This window comes from Paracoccus rhizosphaerae, from assembly GCF_026162645.1.
Classification (GTDB): domain Bacteria; phylum Pseudomonadota; class Alphaproteobacteria; order Rhodobacterales; family Rhodobacteraceae; genus Paracoccus; species Paracoccus rhizosphaerae.
The window spans coordinates 1-16,491 of record NZ_JAOTBE010000069.1 but is presented as its reverse complement, the minus strand read 5'-3'; the positions used below and the strand labels follow the sequence as shown (position 1 = coordinate 16,491).

The 16,491-nt window shown below is 66.3% G+C and carries 15 protein-coding genes and 2 pseudogenes; 13 read left to right on the top strand and 4 right to left on the bottom strand.

The window, feature by feature from the left end:
• Window positions 1-107: pseudogene (locus OC184_RS16830) on the top strand (IS5/IS1182 family transposase); the annotation flags it as partial.
• Here the strand turns inward: OC184_RS16830 and tnpB are convergent.
• On the bottom strand, window positions 91-342 hold the full coding sequence (gene tnpB, locus OC184_RS16825) for an IS66 family insertion sequence element accessory protein TnpB (RefSeq protein WP_265508322.1): 252 nt from the start codon (window positions 340-342) through the stop codon (window positions 91-93). The pseudogene OC184_RS16830 and the gene tnpB sit on opposite strands and share 17 nt — an antisense overlap.
• Window positions 343-370: 28 nt before the next feature.
• On the opposite strand from tnpB, the pseudogene OC184_RS16820 reads away from it, so the two are divergent.
• A pseudogene (locus tag OC184_RS16820) lies at window positions 371-615 on the top strand (transposase); the annotation flags it as partial.
• 268 nt (window positions 616-883) lie between these two features.
• On the opposite strand, the gene rhaI reads toward OC184_RS16820, so the two are convergent.
• Window positions 884-2,158, bottom strand: coding sequence for an L-rhamnose catabolism isomerase (rhaI, locus tag OC184_RS16815; protein WP_265508321.1), 1,275 nt, complete (start codon window positions 2,156-2,158; stop codon window positions 884-886).
• A 3-nt stretch (window positions 2,159-2,161) separates the two neighbouring features.
• Window positions 2,162-4,264, bottom strand: a complete 2,103-nt coding sequence (locus OC184_RS16810; protein ID WP_265508320.1) for a bifunctional rhamnulose-1-phosphate aldolase/short-chain dehydrogenase — start codon at window positions 4,262-4,264, stop codon at window positions 2,162-2,164.
• A 183-nt stretch (window positions 4,265-4,447) separates the two neighbouring features.
• On the opposite strand from OC184_RS16810, the gene OC184_RS16805 reads away from it, so the two are divergent.
• From OC184_RS16805 to OC184_RS16775, 7 genes are read left to right on the top strand one after another with little or no spacing between them, the layout of a single operon-like run.
• Window positions 4,448-5,257 carry a DeoR/GlpR family DNA-binding transcription regulator gene (locus OC184_RS16805; protein ID WP_265508319.1) on the top strand — a complete coding sequence of 270 codons (810 nt, stop codon included), beginning with the start codon at window positions 4,448-4,450 and terminating at the stop codon, window positions 5,255-5,257.
• Between the two features lie 33 nt (window positions 5,258-5,290).
• Complete coding sequence (rhaS, locus tag OC184_RS16800) at window positions 5,291-6,286, top strand: rhamnose ABC transporter substrate-binding protein (protein ID WP_378926810.1); 996 nt, start codon at window positions 5,291-5,293, stop codon at window positions 6,284-6,286.
• A gap of 54 nt (window positions 6,287-6,340) precedes the next feature.
• Entirely contained in the window at window positions 6,341-7,849 is a 1,509-nt protein-coding gene (locus OC184_RS16795; protein WP_265508317.1) for a sugar ABC transporter ATP-binding protein, read from the top strand.
• Window positions 7,846-8,817, top strand: a complete 972-nt coding sequence (locus OC184_RS16790) for an ABC transporter permease (protein WP_265508316.1) — start codon at window positions 7,846-7,848, stop codon at window positions 8,815-8,817. The genes OC184_RS16795 and OC184_RS16790 overlap by 4 nt, the downstream gene beginning before the upstream one ends.
• The gene (locus OC184_RS16785) at window positions 8,814-9,797 is read left to right on the top strand and encodes an ABC transporter permease (protein ID WP_265508315.1); all 984 of its coding nucleotides are present in this window, start codon (window positions 8,814-8,816) and stop codon (window positions 9,795-9,797) included. The genes OC184_RS16790 and OC184_RS16785 overlap by 4 nt, the downstream gene beginning before the upstream one ends.
• Window positions 9,797-10,111: an L-rhamnose mutarotase gene (gene rhaM / locus OC184_RS16780; RefSeq protein WP_265508314.1), complete on the top strand. Its 315-nt coding sequence runs from the start codon at window positions 9,797-9,799 to the stop codon at window positions 10,109-10,111. The genes OC184_RS16785 and rhaM overlap by 1 nt, the downstream gene beginning before the upstream one ends.
• Window positions 10,108-11,451, top strand: coding sequence for an FGGY-family carbohydrate kinase (locus tag OC184_RS16775; protein WP_265508313.1), 1,344 nt, complete (start codon window positions 10,108-10,110; stop codon window positions 11,449-11,451). The genes rhaM and OC184_RS16775 overlap by 4 nt, the downstream gene beginning before the upstream one ends.
• On the opposite strand, the gene kdgR is transcribed toward OC184_RS16775, so the two are convergent.
• The gene (gene kdgR, locus OC184_RS16770; RefSeq protein ID WP_265508312.1) at window positions 11,442-12,224 is read right to left on the bottom strand and encodes a DNA-binding transcriptional regulator KdgR; all 783 of its coding nucleotides are present in this window, start codon (window positions 12,222-12,224) and stop codon (window positions 11,442-11,444) included. The two genes, OC184_RS16775 and kdgR, sit on opposite strands and share 10 nt — an antisense overlap.
• A gap of 161 nt (window positions 12,225-12,385) precedes the next feature.
• Between kdgR and bglB the strand changes: the two genes are divergently transcribed.
• The 4 genes from bglB to OC184_RS16750 are packed head-to-tail and all read left to right on the top strand — an operon-like array spanning window position 12,386 to window position 16,307.
• Window positions 12,386-13,504, top strand: coding sequence for a beta-galactosidase BglB (gene bglB / locus OC184_RS16765; RefSeq protein WP_265508311.1), 1,119 nt, complete (start codon window positions 12,386-12,388; stop codon window positions 13,502-13,504).
• Between the two features lie 28 nt (window positions 13,505-13,532).
• Window positions 13,533-14,495 carry a TRAP transporter substrate-binding protein gene (locus OC184_RS16760; protein WP_265508310.1) on the top strand — a complete coding sequence of 321 codons (963 nt, stop codon included), beginning with the start codon at window positions 13,533-13,535 and terminating at the stop codon, window positions 14,493-14,495.
• Complete coding sequence (locus OC184_RS16755; protein WP_265508309.1) at window positions 14,495-15,007, top strand: TRAP transporter small permease; 513 nt, start codon at window positions 14,495-14,497, stop codon at window positions 15,005-15,007. The genes OC184_RS16760 and OC184_RS16755 overlap by 1 nt, the downstream gene beginning before the upstream one ends.
• Window position 15,008: 1 nt before the next feature.
• Window positions 15,009-16,307, top strand: coding sequence for a TRAP transporter large permease (locus OC184_RS16750; RefSeq protein ID WP_265508308.1), 1,299 nt, complete (start codon window positions 15,009-15,011; stop codon window positions 16,305-16,307).
• The last annotated feature ends 184 nt before the right edge of the window (window positions 16,308-16,491 follow it).

The following is a 16,491-nucleotide window of genomic DNA, read 5'->3' as shown; positions in this document are numbered from 1 at the left end:
TCGGCAGGCTTAAAGACTGGAGGCGCGTGGCGACCCGCTACGACCGATGCCCAAAGGTCTTCCTATCCGCGATCGCCCTCGCAGCTGTCGTCATCTATTGGTTATGAATCCTGACCCTAGATACCCAAGCTGCGCCGCCGAAATCTGCCCTGACCCGCCGGTGGCGCTGGTCGGCCAGATGAACGTCCAGGCCTCCAGCAGCTTGGGATAGAGCGACGTGCCGACGCCGTCCTGCCAGAGTAACTTGACCAGGTCGCCGTTGCGTCCGCGTAACCAGAAGATCCCTCCGGCATGTGGATCGCGCCCGAGGCCCTGCTGAACGTTCAGCGCCAGCGTGCTCAAGGCGCCGCATGTGGCATGGCGCTAGGAGATCGGCGCGTCGCGCTTTATCGAAGGCGTTGCGCGGAAGGAGACAGTCCTGTTTCCAGATCGGCTCGACGACTGGATCGGAGGGGATCATAGGCTTCGCGTGGTTCATCTTTCGTTGATGAACTGGACCTGCCTGCGCTCGGATTTGTGCGCTGCGCCTGCGCTGGTCGGCCAGGATATCATCCTGCTGTTATGCGCAAGCTGTTCATCTATGGCTACCTCAACCGGATCCTGTCCAGCCGCAGGCCGGGCTAGATCCGCCTGACAGGCACCTTTGACATGGTTGACCTGGAGCTGGTTCCTGCACCCGCTATCGTGGTGACATCTCCGGCCACTGTTTGTCCTCAGGACGAATCCCAGGACAGCGGCGACAGATGACAGCCCGCGTTCCCCCGCGCAATGCTATACCGAAGCGGTCAGAGACGGTGCCGGAAGCATCAAGTTGTTCTCGCCGCCGGGGATCGAGAGTACCATCTTGGCGGGCCATCGGGATCCGGATCCGGCCCCGCGGAGGTCAGACAATGCCGCCGCCGTCCGCTGCCACGGCCGGGCGGCTTTCGGCCACTTGGGTGCGCCAGCCAGAGGCGCGATATGCCGCCACCGGATTGATCGCAGCGCCGGCGCGCAGTCGCGCCATCTGCAGGATTGGCTCAACATCCGTGCGGAACCCGGCGCGCAGCGTCGCCGCCGCCATCAGCGCGTCGTTCTCGGTCCGGTAGCCTTCAAGCGCGGCGCGATCCACCAGCGAAGCCTGCACGAAGGCGCGCTGGATTTCACTGGCCGAGACGATCAGGCTCTCGATCGGATCGGTGACGTTGTGGCTCTGATCGATCATGTGCGACAGGTTCAGGCCCGGCGTGTCCTCCAACTCGACCAGCTCGTTCCAGACCAGGAACAGGCGGAACGGGTCGATGGTGCCGCTGTCCAGATCGTCGTCGCCATACTTGCTGTCGTTGAAGTGGAAGCCGCCCAGCTTGCCCGCGCGGATGAGGCGCGCGACGATCATCTCGATGTTCACGTTCGGCGCGTGGTGGCCCAGGTCCACGAGGCATTGCGCCTTGGGCCCAAGCTCCTGCGCGATCATCAGGCTGGTGCCCCAGTCCTGCACGACGGTCGAGTAGAACGCGGGCTCATAGATCTTGTGCTCGGAGAACAGCCGCCAGTCGTCCGGCAGGCCGGCATAAACCTGCCCCATCGCCTCCATGTAGCGGTCGAACTGGCGCGAGAGGGAGGTCTGGCCGGGGAAGTTGGACCCGTCGCCGATCCAGACGGTCAGCGCGGTCGAACCGATCTGCTGGCCGATTTCTATACATTCAAGGTTGTGCTCGACCGCCTGCCGGCGCACCGCCGCGTCGGTATGGGACAGCGATCCGAACTTGTAGCTGTGTTCCTGGTCCGGTTGGTCCTGGAAGGTGTTCGAGTTCATGGCGTCGAAGCCAAGCCCCACTTCCTCGGCCTTTTCGCGCAGAAGGGCGGGGTCTTCCCTGTCCCAGGGGATGTGCAGGCTGACCGTCGGCGTCGCGGCGGTCAGCGCGTGGATTACGCCGCAATCGTCGAGCTTGTCCATGATCCCGCGCGGCTCGCCCTTGCCGGGAAAGCGCGCGAAGCGCGTGCCGCCGGTGCCGGTCCCCCAGCTGGGGACGGCGACGCCGAAGCTGGCGGCGCGGGTCGTCAGCGTCTCGATATCTACGCCGCGGCGGGCAAGGCGGGTGCCGAGCGCGTCGTAATCGGCCTGAAGATCGGCAATCAGCGGGGCGTTCTGCGCCTCGATCAGTGTAGGATCGATCATGGCTTACCTCGTGAAGGCCTGGACGTTGCCGGCGTCCACGTTGAGGATGTTGCCGGTCGATTTCGCGGACAGGTCGGAGGCGAAGAAATACGCCCCCTCGGCGATGTCCTCGGGCAGGACCGAGCGTTTCAGCATCGAGCGGTTGCGGTACATTTCCTCCAACCCCTCCTTGTCGGTGCCATAGGTGCTGGCGCGCTGGTCCAGCCATTCGCCCTCCCAGATGCGCGAGCCGCGCAGGACCGCGTCGGGATTGACCACGTTGACCCGGATGCCGGCGGCCGCGCCTTCCAGCGCAAGGCAGCGAGCCAAGTGGATCTCGGCGGCCTTGGCGGTGCAATAGGCGCTGGCGTTCGGGCTGGCGGCGAGGCCGTTCTTGGAGGCAACGAAGATCACCGAGCCGCCGATGTCCTGCGCGCGGAAGGTCTTGAACGCCTCGCGGCTGACCAGGAAGTAGCCGGTGGACAGGATGTCCATGTTCTTGTTCCAGAGCGCCAGCGAGGTTTCCTCGATGGGCGCCGAGGACGCGATGCCGGCGTTCGAGACGAGAATGTCGATGCCGCCGAACTCCACCGCCATCTCGGCATAGGCGCGGGCGACCTGGGTCTCGTCGGTGACGTTCATCTGGACGCTGCGGACCACGTCGGCGCCGAAGCTGCCGGCCAGCCCCTCATGCGCGGTCATCAGCGCGCCCGCGTCGATATCGGCCAGCATGACGCAGGCCCCTTCGCGCAGGAAGCGTTCAGCCGTCGCCGCACCGATGCCGCCCGCGCCGCCGGTGACCAGCGCGACGCGCCCGGCCAGCGATTTCGGCTTGGGCATCCGCTGCAGCTTGGCCTCCTCCAGCAGCCAGTACTCGATATCGAAGGCCTCCTGCTCGGGCAGGCCCTGATAGGTGCTGACGGCGCTGGCGCCGCGCATCACGTTGATCGCGTTCACGTAGAACTCGCCCGAGATGCGGGCGGTGGCCTTGTCCAGCGCGAAGGTGATCATGCCGACGCCGGGGATCAGGTAGACGACCGCGTTCGGATCGCGCAGCGCCGGGCTGTCGGATTTCTTGCAGCGGTCATAGTAGGCGGCGTAGTCGTCACGGTAATCCGCGATCGCCTGCGGCAGACTGGCCAGCACCGCGTCCAGATCGGGGTTCGCCGGGTCGAAGTCGATCACCAGCGGCCGGATCTTTGTGCGCAGGAAGTGGTCGGGGCAGGATGTGCCCATCGGCGCCAGCGTCTCCATCGCGTTCGAGCCGACAAACTCCAGCACGGCGGGCTGGTCGTCGAAATGGCCGACCTTGTGGCGGTCCTTCGAGATGAGGCCGCGGATCGCCGGCATCAGCCGCGCGGCGATGTCGCGACGCTGCGGCGCGTCCAGCGTCGGCACCTTGGCGCCGCCGAAGGCCGGCTTGCCGGCGGTGCGGTCCTCGAGCCAGGCGGCGGCCTTGTTGATGATCTCCAGCGTGGTCAGGTAGCAGTCCTTGGCATCATCCGCCCAAGTGAACAGGCCGTGGCTTTCCAGCACCGCGCCGCGCATGCCGGGGTTCTCGGTCGCCAGCTTTTCCAGCCACAGACCCAGCTCGTAGCCCGGTTTCTTCCACGGGAGCCAGCCGATCTCGCCGCCGAAGATCTCGGCCGTCAGCTCTTTCGAATTTGCCGAGGCGGCGATGGCGATGATCGCGTCGGAATGGACGTGATCGACATGGGTCCGCGGGACGTAGGCGTGCAGCGGCGTGTCGATGCTGGCCGCGCGCGGGTTCAGCGCGAAGGTGCAGTGGGGCAGGTAGCCGACCATCTCGTCCTCATGCGCCACTCCGCGATACTTGCCCTTCAGCGCGCGCAGCTTGTCCATGTAGAGCGTTGAGAACCCGTCCATCTTCATGGAACCGATATCCCCGCCCGAGCCCTTGACCCAAAGCACCTCGACCTGATCGCCGGTCAGCGGGTCCGCCTGCATCACCTTGGCCGACGTGTTGCCGCCGCCGTAATTCGTCACGCGCTTGTCCGAGCCGAGCAGGTTCGAGCGGTAAAGCAGCTTCTCAGGTTCGGTCATGGACGCGGCCTTGGCGTCGTCCCACAGGTTCTCAAGCCGCTGGCGGGCAAGGGTCTCGGTCATGGAATCCTCCCGATTCGGGCAGCACCTGCCGCCTCTGTCGCTCATCGGATAGCCTTGACGTCACCACCCGGTCAATCAATTTCGATCAAGTTCGATCATTTAGCAGGTGCAGAATACGACAGGCGCGCGAAAATGATTGACAATGATGGTTCGTGCTGGAAACTAGCAGCAAGAGGAGACACCATGCTGGAAACCGAGCGTCATCGCATCATCCTGTCGGCGGTCCAGGAACGGCCTGTCGTCAGCGTGGCCGATCTCTGCGCACTGACCGGTGTTTCCGAGGCGACGGTGCGCCGTGACATCGCCCAGCTGCATCTGACCAAGAAGCTGCGCCGGGTGCGGGGCGGGGCCGAGGCGGTCCATCCGCCGCAGTTCGTCGGGATCAACGCGCGGCCCTTTGCCATCAACGAAACGATCAACATCGCGCAGAAGCGCGCGATTGCGCAGGCAGCGGTCGATCTGTGCGAGGATGGCGACGCGATCATCATCAACGGCGGCACGACCACGTTCCAGATGGTCCACCCGCTGACGACGAAGCGGCTGCAGGTCTTCACCAACAGCTTCCCGATTGCCGAGCATCTGCTGAAGCAGTCGAAGAACACCGTCCTGCTGCCCGCCGGCGCGATCTATCGCGAGCAGAACATCATCCTGTCGCCCTTCGACGCCGACGGCAGCAGCCATTTCTACGCCAAGCGCATGTTCATGGGATGCCGCGGCCTTGGCCCTCTGGGTCTGATGGAGGGGGATCCGCTGCTGGTCCAGGCCGAGCAGAAGCTGATCGGGCAGGCGGATGAGTTGATCGTGCTGGCCGACAGCTCGAAGTTCGGACAGCGTTCCAGCCTGCTGCTGTGCCCGCTGGCCCGCATCCACACCGTCATCACCGATGACGGCATCGACGATCGCGCCGCCGCCATGCTGCAGGCGGCTGAGATCCGGCTGATCGTGGCGCCCGTCGCCGCGCCGGCCAAAAAGACCCGCGCGCAGGAGGAATGACGCGCGGATCGCTCATAGGGGAGGAGAGTGAGCATGTTGAGAAAGGTTCTGACGACGGCCGCGATGGCATCGGCGCTGATGGCGCCCGGCCTTGCCTCGGCGCAGGACGAGCCGGTGCGTATCGCGCTGGTCGCCAAGGCGCTCGGCATCGGCTTCTTTGAGGCCGCCGCCAAGGGCGCCGAGGAAGCGGCGGCCGAGCTGGGCGATGTCGAGATCATCTATACCGGCCCGACCGACACCACGGCCGAGGGTCAGATCGAGGTGCTGAACAGCCTGATCGCGCAGCGCGTGGATGCGATCGCGGTCAGCGCCAACGACACGGACGCGCTGGTGCCGACGCTGAAGCGCGCGATGGATCGCGGCATCACCGTGATCAGCTGGGACAGCGGCGTAGCCCCCGAGGGCCGCGAGATGCATCTGAACCCGTCCTCGGCCCCGCTGATCGGCAACACGATCATCAAGCTGGCCGCCGATCACCTGCCGGAAGGCGGGCAGGTCGCGGTGCTGTCGGCGACCTCGACCTCGACCAACCAGAACACCTGGATCGAGGAGATGCAGAAGGTCATGGGCGACTATCCGAACATCGAGGTGGTCGCGACGGTCTATGGCGACGATCTGGCCGACAAGTCCTATCGCGAGGCACAGGGCCTGATGCAGAGCTACCCGGACCTCGACGCGATCATCGCGCCGACCAGCGTCGGCATCGTGGCCGCCGCGCAGGCCGTCACGGATGCCGGTAAGGTGGGCGAGGTGAACGTGACCGGCCTCGGCCTGCCGTCCGAGATGGCGGGGCATGTGAAGTCCGGTGCATCGCAGAGCTTCGCGATCTGGAACCCGATCGACCTGGGCTATTCCGCGACGATGATCGCCCATGCGCTGGCGACGGACGAGGCGACGGCCGAGCCGGGCGCCACCATCCAGATCGGCCGGATGGGCGAGGTGACGCTGGACGAGAACGGCGAGGCCGCGATGGCCGACCCGTTCACCTATGACGCCAGCAACATCGACGAGTTCAGCTCGATCTTCTGATCGCTGATCCCCGGCGCGGGCCATCCGCGCCGGGGCTTTCCGAAAGGCGTTCCCATGCAGCCAGATCCCGTGCTGTCGCTTCGCGGCATCGTGAAGACATTTCCCGGCGTCCGGGCGCTCGACGGCGTGCGGCTGGACCTGTTCCCCGGCCAGGTCACCGCGCTGATCGGCGAGAACGGTGCCGGCAAGTCCACCATCGTGAAGGTCCTGACCGGCATCTACCAGCCGGACGGCGGCCAGATCCTGCTGGACGGCCAGCCGGTCACCTTCCCCGACGCGCAGTCGGCCCACTGCGCCGGTGTCACAGCAATCCACCAGGAAACCGTCCTCTTCGACGAGCTGACCGTGGCCGAGAACATCTTCATCGGCCACGCCCCCCGCACCCGGTGGGGCCTGATCGACCGCCGCGCCATGCGCGCCCGCGCCGAAAAGATCCTGCGCGGCATCGGCGCCGACATCCCGGCGGGCGCGAAGCTGCGTGATCTGGGCATCGCCAGCCGCCATCTTGTCGCCATCGCCCGCGCGCTGTCGGTCGATGCCCGCGTCGTCATCATGGACGAGCCGACCGCCGCCCTTTCGCACAAGGAGATCGCCGAGCTTTACGAGCTGGTCGAGACGCTGAAGCGGCAGGGCAAGGCGATCCTCTTCATCAGCCACAAGTTCGACGAGATCTTCCGCATCGCCGACCGCTGGACCGTCTTCCGCGACGGCACATTCGTCGGCGAGGGCGAGATGGCGGGCACGGAGGAGGCCGAGCTGGTCCGCCTCATGGTCGGCCGCAGCGTCGATCAGATCTACCCCAAGCGTCCGGCGCAGATCGGCGATCCGGTGCTGACGGTCGCCGGCTACAGCCACCCGACCGAGTTCGAGGATATCACCTTCACCCTCCACGCCGGCGAGATCCTCGGCTTTTACGGCCTGGTGGGCGCGGGCCGGTCCGAGGTGATGCAGGCGCTGTTCGGCATCACCCGGCCCTCGAAGGGGGCCTGCCGGATCGACGGTCAGGTGCGCGTCTTGCGCAGCACCGCGCAGGCGGTGGATGCCGGCATCGTCTACGTCCCCGAGGATCGCGGCGCGCAGGGCGCGGTCAAGGGCCTGCCGATCTTCCAGAACGTCACCCTGCCTTCGCTGGCGCGCACCGGCCGCGCGGGCTTCCTGCGGCTGGCCGAGGAGTTCAAGCTGGCGCGCGACTATACGCAGCGGCTGGACCTGCGGGCGGCAAGCCTCGATCAGGACATCGCGCTGCTGTCGGGGGGCAACCAGCAGAAGGTCGTCATCGCCAAGTGGCTGGCCACGAGGCCCCGCGTCATCATCCTGGACGAGCCGACCAAGGGCATCGACATCGGGTCGAAGGCCGCCGTCCATGACTTCATGTCGGAACTGGCGGGGCAGGGGCTGGCCGTCATCATGGTGAGCAGCGAGATCCCTGAGGTCCTCGGCATGTCCGACCGCGTCATCGTCATGCGCGAGGGCCGCATCGCCGGCGAGTTCGCGGGCGACCGGATGACACCTGAAAACCTCGTCCGCGCTGCCGTCGGCATAGACCGCAAGGAGGCCGCATGAGCATCCTGAAATCCCGCGAGGCCGTGCTGGCGCTTGCGATCCTGGCCCTTCTGGCGCTGATCGCCAGCCGCTTTCCGGCCTTCGTCACGCCCGCAAACCTTGCGCGCGTGTTGACCGACACCTCGCCGCTGATCCTGCTGGCGCTCGGCCAGATGACGGTGATCCTGACGAAATGCATCGATCTGTCGGTCGCCGCGAACCTCGCGCTGTGCGGCATGGTCGCAGCGCTTTTGGACGGGATGGGCGTGCCGCTGGCGGTGATCCTGCCGGCCGTCATCGCGATGGGCGCGGCCCTGGGTGCGGTGAACGGGCTGCTGGTCTGGAAGCTGGGTATCCCGTCGATCGTCGTGACGCTCGGCACGATGACGATCTATCGCGGCACGATCTTCCTGCTGACGAACGGCGCGTGGATCAACGCGCACCAGCTGAGCGATACCTTCAAGGCGCTGCCCCGCGCGGAGATGTTGGGCCTGCCGGTCATGGCCTGGATCATGATCGTCGCCGTGCTGCTGGTGGGGCTGGCCGTGGCGCGGCTGCCACTTGGTCGGGCGCTCTATGCCGTGGGCGGCAACCCGCACGCGGCGGGTTATGCGGGCATCTCGGTCGGGCGCACGCAGTTCGCGGCCTTTGTGCTGGCCGGCGCGCTGGCCGGGCTGACCGGATACCTGTGGATCGCACGCTACGCCGTCGCCTATGTCGACATCGCCGGCGGGTTCGAACTGGACGTCGTGGCCGCCTGCGTCATCGGCGGCATCGCCATCGCGGGGGGCGCGGGCACCGTCGCGGGCGCGGTCATGGGCGCCCTGTTCCTGGGCATCATCAAGAACGCCCTGCCGGTGGTGGGCATCTCGCCCTTCTGGCAGATGGCGATCTCGGGCAGCGCGATCCTGATCGCCATCGCGGTGAACACGCTGGCCCGCCGCGCGCCGGGCCGCATCATCCTCAAGCGCGAGGAGGCCGCAGCATGACCGCAACCGCCCGCCAGATCCCGGACCGCCTGACCAGCCCCGCCGCCCGCGCCCTGAAAAGCTGGGAGAGCCTGCTGCTGGTCGTCGCCGTCGCGATCTTCCTTCTGAACACGATGGCTTCGCCCTATTTCCTCGACCCGTGGAATCTTTCCGACGCCACCTTCAATTTCACCGAAAAGGCGATGATTGCCTTCGCGATGGCCATGCTGATCGTCGCAGGAGAGATCGACCTGTCGGTGGGCGCAATCATCGCGCTCGCCTCGACCGCGATGGGCATGGCGATGAGCCTTGGGGCCGGCACACCGCTGATTGTGCTGGCGGGGCTTGGCACCGGGCTTCTCTGCGGCGCGTTCAACGGCGCGCTGGTGGCGGGGCTGGGCCTGCCCTCGATCGTGGTGACCATCGGCACGATGAGCCTGTTCCGCGGGATCAGCTACATCGTTCTGGGGGACACCGCCTTCACTGGCTATCCGGCGGGCTTCGCCTGGTTCGGGCAGGGCTATGTCTTCTGGGTCATCACGGTCGAACTCGTGATCTTTACCTTCGCCGCGGTGGTCTTCGGCACGCTGCTGCACCGCACCAGCTTTGGCCGCATGGTCTATGCCATCGGCAACAACCCGGTCGCCGCGCGCTTTTCCGGCATCCGCGTGGACCGCATCCGCTTCATCCTGTTCCTGCTGACCGGGTTGATGAGCGGGGTGGCGGCCGTCTGCCTGACCTCGCGCCTCGGCTCGACGCGGCCTTCCATCGCGGCGGGGTTCGAGCTTGAGGTCGTGACCATCGTCGTTCTCGGCGGGGTCAGCATCCTCGGCGGGTCGGGCACCATCCTCGGGGTCGTGCTGGCCGCCATCGTGATGGGGCTGGTGACCTTCGGGCTGGGCCTTCTGAACGTCCCGGGGATCGTGATGTCCATCGTCGTGGGCGCGCTGCTGATCGGCGTGATCGCCATCCCGCGTCTGATTTCCAAACTGAGGACCTGATGCCGAAATACGCCTTTCGCATGATGCTGAACTCCGGTGCGGCCGAGGAATATCGCCGCCGCCATGACGAGATCTGGCCGGAACTGGCCGAGCTCTTGCGCGGCGCCGGGGTCAGCGACTACTCGATCCATCTTGACCCCGAGACGAACGCCCTCTTCGGGATGCTCACGCGCCTCGAGGATCACGGCATGGACGATCTATCCGCGCATCCGGTGATGCAGCGCTGGTGGGCGCATATGGCCGACCTGATGCAGACGCATCCGGACAATGAGCCCATCGTCGTGCCGCTGGTCCCGATGTTTTACCTGCCATGAGGCGGATTGCCGTTCTGGATGTTGGCAAGACCAACGCCAAGCTCGCGCTGGTCGATGGCGAGAGCTTGGCCGAGATCGCCGTCCTGACCCGACCGAACCGCGTCCTGCCGGGGCCCCCCTGGCCGCATATGGACCTGGACGGGCACTGGGCCTTTTTCCTGGACGGGCTGCGGCAGATGCAGGAGGCGCACGGGATCGATGCGATCTCGGTGACGACGCATGGCGCGGCGGCGGTGCTGCTGGACGCGGACGGCGGGCTGGCCGCGCCGATGCTGGATTACGAGCATCAGATCCCGGCCGATCCGGCCTATGACGCGCTGCGGCCCGGCTTTGCGGCGAGCGGCTCGCCGCGCCTGCCGGGCGGGCTGAACCTCGGGGCGCAACTGCGCTGGTTGCTGGGGCAGCCCGGGGTGCGCGAGCGGGTCGCGCATGTCGTGACCTATCCGCAATACTGGGGTTGGCGCCTGACGGGCCAGCTGGCCAGTGACGTGACCTCGCTTGGCTGCCACACAGACCTGTGGGACCCGTGGCAGGGGCGTTTCTCACCCCTGGTGGCGGCGCTCGGGCTTGAGGACAGGATCGCCCCCGCCCGCCGCGCTGACGAGGTGCTGGGCTGCGTCACCGCCGAGATCGCCGCAGTGACCGGAATCCCCCAGGGCACGCCTGTCGTGGTGGGCATCCATGACAGCAACGCATCTCTCTATCCCCATCTCCTGGGGCGACAGGGACCATTTGCAGTGGTGTCGACCGGGACGTGGGTCGTCGCGATGGCGGTCGGGGGGCAGCCCGGAACTTTGGACCCGGTGCGGGACGTGCTGGTCAATGTCAGCGCGCTCGGCCAACCGGTGCCCTCGGCGCGATTCATGGGCGGGCGAGAATACGAGATCATTCGCGCGGGCAGTGGAGCCGTGCCGGATGCGGCCGACCGTGCGGCGGTGCTGCGGGATGGTGTGATGCTGCTGCCGGCGGTGCAGCCGGGCTGCGGGCCGTACCCGGACCGCAGCGGCGGCTGGAGTGGCGATCCTGCGACCGAGGGGCAGCGCATGGCCGCCTTGGCCTGGTATCTGGGGCTGATGACGCGCACCTGTCTGGATCTGGCGGGGGCGGCGGGGCCGGTCATCGTCGAGGGGCCATTTGCCAGAAATCCTGACTATCTTGACATGCTGGCGACGGTCACGGCGGGCGGCATCTCGGTCGCGGCTTCGGCGACCGGCACCAGCGTCGGTGCGGCGATGCTTTGCCTGCCCGAGGCGCGCCCGCCGCAGACGCGGGAGTGGACGCCCCGGACCGAGGGGCTGGCGGATTACGCCGAACGCTGGCGTGCAGCGTGTCAGGCGTAGCCGAGCGCGGTCGAGGCTGCGCGTCCCGCTTCGGTCAGCAGGCGCACATATTCCGCCTTGCGCGATTCGTCGAAGCGCACCAGCGGAAAAGCGATGCTGATCGCCGCCACCGATCTGCCGGCGTGATCCATCACCGGCGCGGCCATGCAGCGCACCCCGGCCTCGGACTCCTCGATCTCTTCGGCATAGCCGCGCGCGCGGGTGGTGGCCAGCTCGGCCCGCAGCGCCTCGGCGTCGGTGATCGTGCGGGGGGCGAGCTTCTTCAGATCCATCGCGGCGAGCCGCTCGGCGATCTCATCGTCGTCGCGAAAGGCCAGCAGTGCCTTGCCGAGCGAGGTCGAGTGCAGCGGGTTCCGCTTGCCCAGGGTAGACTGCATCGACAGGTTATAGGCGCTGTCATACTTATGGATATAGGCCACGCGCTGGTCGAAATCGTCCATGACGCCGAGGTTGATCGATTCGCCCGTGGCGCGCGACAGCTTGCCCATCTCGCGGTCGCAGGCGCGCAGCAGGTCCTCCTGCCCGCGCAGGATGCGGGCGCCCAGGCTGAACAGCTTCAGCGTCAGCGCGTATTTTTCCGTCTCGCGGTCCTGCTCGACATAGCCGAGGTCCAGCATTGTCTGCAAAAGCCGGTGCGCGGTCGTCTTCGAGGTCATCGCCCGCTGCGCGATGTCGGCCAGGCTCGCGCGGCGCTCCTCGGCCAATGATTCGAGAACGGCGAACACCTTCAGCACGGCGGCGGCATTCTCGGTCTTCTGCGGTCTCGTCGTCATCACTGTTCTTCTTTTTTCGGAACACTGTTTTGAAAAACCGTGGTAAGTGCCGAGTGTCAAGCACATGCTGCCAAATCTCAGCAGAAAATGGCAGTTGATTTGCGAAACGGACTGTGCTTCTTTGATTTCCGGAACGACGTTCCGAAAAAGGAGGAAGACTGATGCACCCGCTTCTGCGGCAGAAGAACCGCTTCATCTCGCGCAGCGAGGTTGCCGGCCTGATCGAACGGCTGGCCGACAACCTGGTGAACATCACCGACGAGACGGGCGAGTTCCTGCTTCGGCTGGAAGACGGGCGCGTGATCGACACCAAGGGATGGGCCGGGTGGGAATGGACCCATGGCATCGGGCTTTACGGACTGCTGCAATACGGTCAACTGACCGGCAGCACCAAGGCTCAGGCGATCATCCGCGACTGGTTCGACGCAAGGTTGGCCGAGGGAACACCGACAAAGAACATCAATACCGTCGCGCCCTTCCTGACGCTGGCGCATCTCTACGAGCGTGAACGCAACCCGATGTGGCTGCCCTACCTGGATACCTGGGCGGAATGGGTGATGCACGAGATGCCGCGCACCCGCGAAGGCGGGCTGCAGCACATCGTCTACAACAGCGTGAATGACCAGCAGTTGTGGGACGATACGCTGATGATGTCGGTGATGCCGCTGGCCAAGATCGGCCTTGTGCTGGACCGCCCGCATTATGTCGAGGAAGCGAAATACCAGTTCCTGCTGCACGCGCAGTATCTGGCAGACACGTCGAGCGGGCTGTGGTTCCACGGCTGGACCTTCGACGGCGACCACAACTTCGCCCGCGCGCTCTGGGCGCGCGGGAACAGCTGGATCACCATCGTCATCCCCGAGTTCATCGAACTGCTGAACCTGCCCGAGGGCGATCCGACCCGCCGCCACCTTCTGTCGCTGTTCGAGCGGCAGGCGCGTGCGCTGAAGGACATGCAGGACGACAGCGGCCTCTGGCACACGCTGCTGGACGACAGCGGCAGCTACCTCGAGGCTTCGGCGACCGCCGGCTTTGCCTATGGCCTGCTGAAGGGCGTCCGCCGCCGCTACCTGCCTGCCGACTACGCCCCTGTGGCCGAGCGTGCCATCAAGGCCGTCATCGACAACATCAGCCCCGACGGAGAGCTGCAGAACGTGTCCTTCGGCACCGCGATGGGCAGCGATCTCGACTATTACCGCCAGATCCCCCGCACCTCGATGCCCTACGGGCAGGCGATGGCGATGCTGGCCCTGGCCGAATACCTGCGCGGCTACATCTGACGCGCGATCTTTCATGGGAGGAGAGACAATGACCAAGACCCTGACCGCACTGGCGCTGATCCTGGCCGCCAGTGCCGCCCAGGCCGAGACGCTGCGCTTCGGCTATGCCCAGAACGCCACCCCCACCGTCGAGGCGATGGAGGAGTTCGCCCGCCTCGTCGAGGAAAAGACCGCCGGTGAAGTCACCGTCCAGTTCTTCCCCGACGGCCAGTTGGGCGGCGAGCGCGAGATGGTCGAGATGTTGCAGGGCGGCGCGCTGGATATGACCAAGGTCTCGGGCGGGCTCTTGGAAAGCTTTGCGCCGGTCTACGGCGTCTTCCCGCTGCCCTACCTGTTTGACGATCAGGACCATTTCTACCGTGCGATGGACGATGCGGCGATCATGGACCCGATCTACCAGTCGACCGCCGATCTGGGCTTTCAGGGCCTGACCTATTACAATTCCGGCGCGCGCAACTTCTATACCGTGAACAAGCCCGTGGAGTCGGTGGACGACCTTGCCGGCCTCAAGATCCGCGTGCTGCAAAGCCCGACCGCCATTCGCATGACAGAACTGCTGGGCGCCACCCCCGTCGCAATGGGGCAGGCCGAGGTCTATACTTCGCTGCAGCAGGGCGTTCTGGACGGGGCCGAGAACAACGAGTTCGCGCTGACCATCGCCCGCCATGCCGAGGTCGCCAAGCACTACACGCTGGACGGCCACACGCGCATCCCTGACATCCTGCTGATCGGCACCGCCGCGATGGATCGCCTGTCGGAAGAGCATCAAACCGCCGTTCGCGAAGCCGCCGTGGAATCGACCGCCTTCCACAAGTCGGTCTGGGACAAGGCCGTGGACGCCGCTGCCACCGAGGCGCAGGAACAGTTCGGCGTCACGTTCCACGAGGTCGATGTCGCCCCCTTCCGCGAAGCCGTCGCCCCGATCTATGACGAGCTGCCCGAAGAAAGCGCCGCCGTGGTCGAGCAGATCCAGGGCGCCGGGGGCGCCTGATGGACCGGCTGCGGCGCATCCTCGATCTGACGGTAGGCGGTCTGTGCTGCGGCCTTCTTCTTGTGCTGGTCGTGGTTCTGGCTTGGCAGGTTGTCAGCCGCTACGCCCTGAACGCGCCCTCCTCGGTGACCGAGGAGGTGCTGCGATACGGGGTCATCTGGATGTCGATGCTGGGGGCCGCCTATGCCGTGGGGCAGGGCAGCCACCTGTCGATCGACATGCTGCGCGGCTGGCTGTCCCGACGCTGGCAGCTTCGGCTGGAGGGGCTGATCGTGCTGGCCTTCACCCTGTTCGCGGCGGTCGTCCTGATCTGGGGCGGGATGCGCGGGGTCGAGATTGCGGCCCGCCAGACAAGTGCCGTCCTGCGCCTGCCGATGAGCTGGGTCTATCTGTCGCTGCCGGTCAGCGGCGGGGTGATGCTGCTCTATGCGGGCCTCAACGCTGCCGACCTGATGCGCGGCCGCAGCCACCATGTCCCGGCAGAGGACATGGCCGAACTGCCGGGGGAATGAGATGGCCGGAACTGCAAGCCTGATCCTGCTGGGCGTCTTCGGCGGCCTCGCCATCCTGGGCATTCCGCTGGCGCTGGCGATCACCGCCGCCGCCATCGCGGCGCTGCTGCTGGTCCTGCCCTTCGATATGGCGCTGTTCACATCGGCGCAGAAGATGCTGGCCAGCCTCGACAGCTTCACGCTGCTGGCGGTGCCGTTCTTCATCCTGTCCGGCGTCATCATGAATTCGGGCGGGATCGCGGTGCGGCTGGTCGATTTCGCCAAGCTGCTGGCGGGGCGGGTGCCCGGCTCGCTGGCGCAGACGAACATCGCGGGCAACATGCTCTTCGGTGCGATCTCGGGCTCGGCCATCGCGGCCTCGACATCGATCGGAGGCGTCATGGTGCCGATGCAAAAGCGCGAGGGCTACGATCCAGGCTTCGCCGCCGCCGTCAACATCGCCAGCGCGCCGACGGGCATGCTGATCCCGCCCTCGACGGCCTTCATCATCTACTCGCTGGTCGCCGGCGGCGCATCCATCGCGGCGCTGTTCCTGGCGGGTGCGGTGGCCGGGGTGCTGTGGGGACTGGGGCTGATGGTGATGACCGGGATCATCGCGCGCCGCCGGGGCTGGCGGGGCGCGCCGCGGCCCTCGCTGCGCGATGCAGCCCAGGTCACGCTGCGGGCGCTTCCCAGCCTCATGCTGATCGTGCTGATCATCGGCGGCATCATGCTGGGCATCGTCACCGCGGTCGAGGCGTCCGGCATCGCCGTCATCTACACCATGCTGCTGGCCTTCGTGATCCACCGCACCGTTCCGGTCAGCGCCCTGCCGGGCTTTCTGATCGAGACGGTGCAGATGACCGGCACGATCATGCTGCTGCTGGCCGCTTCGGCCGCGCTCAGCTTCGCGATGGCCTTCACCGGCATCCCTGCCGCCGTCAGCGGTCTGATTTTGGCGATCTCCGAGAACCCGTTGATCGTGCTGCTGATCATCAACATCCTGCTGCTGGTGGTCGGCTGCTTCATGGACATGGGCCCGGCGATCCTGATCTTCACCCCGATCCTGCTGCCGATCGCGCAGAAGGTCGGCATGGACCCCGTTCACTTCGGGGTGGTGATGATCTTCAATCTCGCGATCGGGACGATCACGCCTCCGGTCGGGACCGGCCTTTTCGTCGGCGCGGGCGTCGCCAGGGTTCGCGTCGAGACCGCGATCCGCGCGCTTGGACCGTTCTACCTTCTGCTCTTCGCGGTGCTTCTGCTGGTGACCTATGTACCGGGCATCGTGATGTGGCTGCCGCGCCTTGCAGGCCTCTGAACCCACGATTCTTCTGAAAGGACCCTATCCATGACCCATGTCGAGACCCGCCACGCGATCCATCCGGAGCACGCCAAGGGCATGGACACCGAGACGCTGCGCCGGCACTTCCTGGCGCAGGGGCTGTTCGCGGAAGGGCAGATCCGGCTGGTCTATACGCATTACGACCGCTTCGTCGTGGGCG

Bases quoted from the DNA above. Each gene is read 5' to 3' on its own strand.
- kdgR (WP_265508312.1), bottom strand. From the start codon at position 12,224: ATGACGACGAGACCGCAGAAGACCGAGAATGCCGCCGCCGTGCTGAAG.
- OC184_RS16760 (WP_265508310.1), top strand. From the start codon at position 13,533: ATGACCAAGACCCTGACCGCACTGGCGCTGATCCTGGCCGCCAGTGCC.
- bglB (WP_265508311.1), top strand. From the start codon at position 12,386: ATGCACCCGCTTCTGCGGCAGAAGAACCGCTTCATCTCGCGCAGCGAG.
- rhaI (WP_265508321.1), bottom strand. From the start codon at position 2,158: ATGATCGATCCTACACTGATCGAGGCGCAGAACGCCCCGCTGATTGCC.
- rhaS (WP_378926810.1), top strand. From the start codon at position 5,291: ATGTTGAGAAAGGTTCTGACGACGGCCGCGATGGCATCGGCGCTGATG.
- OC184_RS16755 (WP_265508309.1), top strand. From the start codon at position 14,495: ATGGACCGGCTGCGGCGCATCCTCGATCTGACGGTAGGCGGTCTGTGC.
- OC184_RS16810 (WP_265508320.1), bottom strand. From the start codon at position 4,264: ATGACCGAGACCCTTGCCCGCCAGCGGCTTGAGAACCTGTGGGACGAC.
- OC184_RS16805 (WP_265508319.1), top strand. From the start codon at position 4,448: ATGCTGGAAACCGAGCGTCATCGCATCATCCTGTCGGCGGTCCAGGAA.
- OC184_RS16795 (WP_265508317.1), top strand. From the start codon at position 6,341: ATGCAGCCAGATCCCGTGCTGTCGCTTCGCGGCATCGTGAAGACATTT.
- OC184_RS16775 (WP_265508313.1), top strand. From the start codon at position 10,108: ATGAGGCGGATTGCCGTTCTGGATGTTGGCAAGACCAACGCCAAGCTC.
- OC184_RS16785 (WP_265508315.1), top strand. From the start codon at position 8,814: ATGACCGCAACCGCCCGCCAGATCCCGGACCGCCTGACCAGCCCCGCC.
- OC184_RS16790 (WP_265508316.1), top strand. From the start codon at position 7,846: ATGAGCATCCTGAAATCCCGCGAGGCCGTGCTGGCGCTTGCGATCCTG.
- rhaM (WP_265508314.1), top strand. From the start codon at position 9,797: ATGCCGAAATACGCCTTTCGCATGATGCTGAACTCCGGTGCGGCCGAG.
- OC184_RS16750 (WP_265508308.1), top strand. From the start codon at position 15,009: ATGGCCGGAACTGCAAGCCTGATCCTGCTGGGCGTCTTCGGCGGCCTC.